This is a genomic window from Mitsuaria sp. TWR114 (genome assembly GCF_007997345.1).
The window spans coordinates 1-1921 of sequence record NZ_VOSR01000365.1; the positions used below are offsets into that span (position 1 = coordinate 1).

The window sequence follows — 1921 nt, forward strand, 5'->3', positions numbered from 1 at the left end:
TTGCCGGCGCGGCCGAGGCCCCGAGCGCCGGGCCGCCCGGCCGCGTCGAAGCCGCCTGTTCGGACGCGATCGAGCAGGCATCGGCATGACAGGCCGAGGCGCCGGCGCGGCGTTCCGCGGCACGGCGCAGCGCGGTCTCGAGCACCAGCCGCGCGAGCGGCTTCGGCACCAGGTAGCGATGGCGCGCGACCAGCGGGTAGGCGTGGTCGAACAGCCAGCGCAGGCCCGGCAGTTCGGTGAAGCGGACCAACCCGTCGAGCTGGACGCCGCGATAGGCCAGGCGCAGCACTTCCGAGCCCGTCGACAGGCGCCCGTCGGCCCGCACGCCGTGGAGGGTGCCCATCAGCGCCGGCATGTCGGTGCCGGCGGGGAAGGCCGCGAAGCCCGGCTCGGAGATGTCCACGAAGCGGAGCAGCCCCGCCGTGTTGCGCAGCATCAGGTTGCGCATCTCGCCGTTGCAGATCGGGCAGGCGCCGTCGAAGTAGAGCGTCAGCGGATAGGCGCCTGGGTCGCGCTGGATCGCATGCCGGTCGGATTCGGGGGTGAAGCGCATCACATCCTCCTTCGTTGCTCGATATTTCAGTAAAGACAGAAATTCATTGCCAAAAAAAGGGGCGGATCAGGATCCGTCCCCGCGCACGAAGCGCTGCACGCTGGCGCCGAGCTTGAGCACCTTCTCCAGCGTCGACGGCGACAGCCGCATCATTTCCTCCGACCAGGCGCCCAGCGTCTGCATCAGGCGCAGGCACTCGCGCACGCGGTCCTGGGCGTCGGGCGACTCGTCCTGGAAGCCGTCCTCGGCGACCAGCTCCGACAGCATCCGCACGGTCGGATCGAACTCCCGATGCTTGCGCTCCCGCACGATGGTGCGCAGCAGTTCCCACACGTCGGCGGTCGTCTCGAAGTAGTCGCGCCGGTCGCCCAGCACATGGGTGACGCGGATCAGGTTCCAGCTCTGCAGTTCCTTGAGGCTGGTGCTGACGTTGGAGCGCGCCACCGACAGCGTCTCGGCCAGTTCCTCCGCATTGAGCGGGCGGCCGTGGAAGTAGAGCAGGGCGTGGATCTGGGCGACGGTGCGGTTCACGCCCCAGGCGCTGCCCATCTCGCCCCAGTGCAGGACGAAGCGGCGGGCGGTGTTGCTGAGTTCCATGGTCGCGACTGTAGCGGGACAGAAATTTCTGTCAATACAGAAATCAACGCGACGAGCTCAGGCTGCCGACCCGTCCTATCCATGCCTGCGCCGGGCCGGCCAGCCAGACGCGGGCGGTTTCGGAGCGCTTCACCTCGTGGTCGAGGAAGGCGACGCTCACCTGCTGCGCGGCGATCAGGCCCAGTTGCTGCGCGTGGCGTTGGCGGTAGTCCGGGATCGGCGGCACCGGCGCCATCCGCACCGGCGCGTCCTGTCCGCGCTGCCCGCGACCTGCGCCTCGGCGGCCCTGGGGCTGCGGTTGCGACTGCGCCTGGTCCTCCGCTGCCTGGATCCGCTTGCGCTCGCGCTCGGCGTCTTCCGGCCGCGGCTCGTTACCGCCGAAGGCGGCATGGCGGACCTCGTTGGCGCTCAGCAGCCAGCCGCGGCCCGGCGGCATCGCGGCGAAGGGGACCTGGCGCCAGGCCAGGTCGCGCACCAGCTGCAGCACGTCGCTGTCGTCCGGACCGGTCAGGCCGAGCACCGGCATGGCGACGTCCCGGTAGCGCGCCGGATCCGGCGTTGCGAACAGCTGCGGGCTGATCACGATCGCGGCGACCGGCCGGACGGTCTTGAGCGCGAGCATCGCGCCATCCGTCTGGCGCTCGCCGGCCAGCGCCAGCGCCAACTGGGCGCCGAGTTCGTAGCCCGGCAACCGCAGTGCGGGACCAATCCAGCGCGCGCCACGGCGCTCGCCCTGGCGGCCGAGCCGCTGGGCCTCGGCGACGCAGCTCG

3 protein-coding genes are annotated in these 1921 nt (G+C 70.8%); all 3 read right to left on the reverse strand.

Translation table 11 applies throughout. The features are described 5' to 3' along the window. Positions 1-553, reverse strand: a 553-nt coding sequence (locus FUT87_RS14065; protein ID WP_255511828.1) for a thiol-disulfide oxidoreductase DCC family protein, incomplete at its 3' end; no start/stop codon positions are given. Positions 554-619: 66 nt separating this feature from the next. Next, entirely contained in the window at positions 620-1150 is a 531-nt protein-coding gene (locus FUT87_RS14070; protein WP_091733423.1) for a GbsR/MarR family transcriptional regulator, read from the reverse strand. 43 nt (positions 1151-1193) lie between these two features. Continuing rightward, positions 1194-1921: hypothetical protein (locus tag FUT87_RS28815; RefSeq protein WP_186830533.1), on the reverse strand; the 728-nt coding region annotated here is incomplete at its 5' end.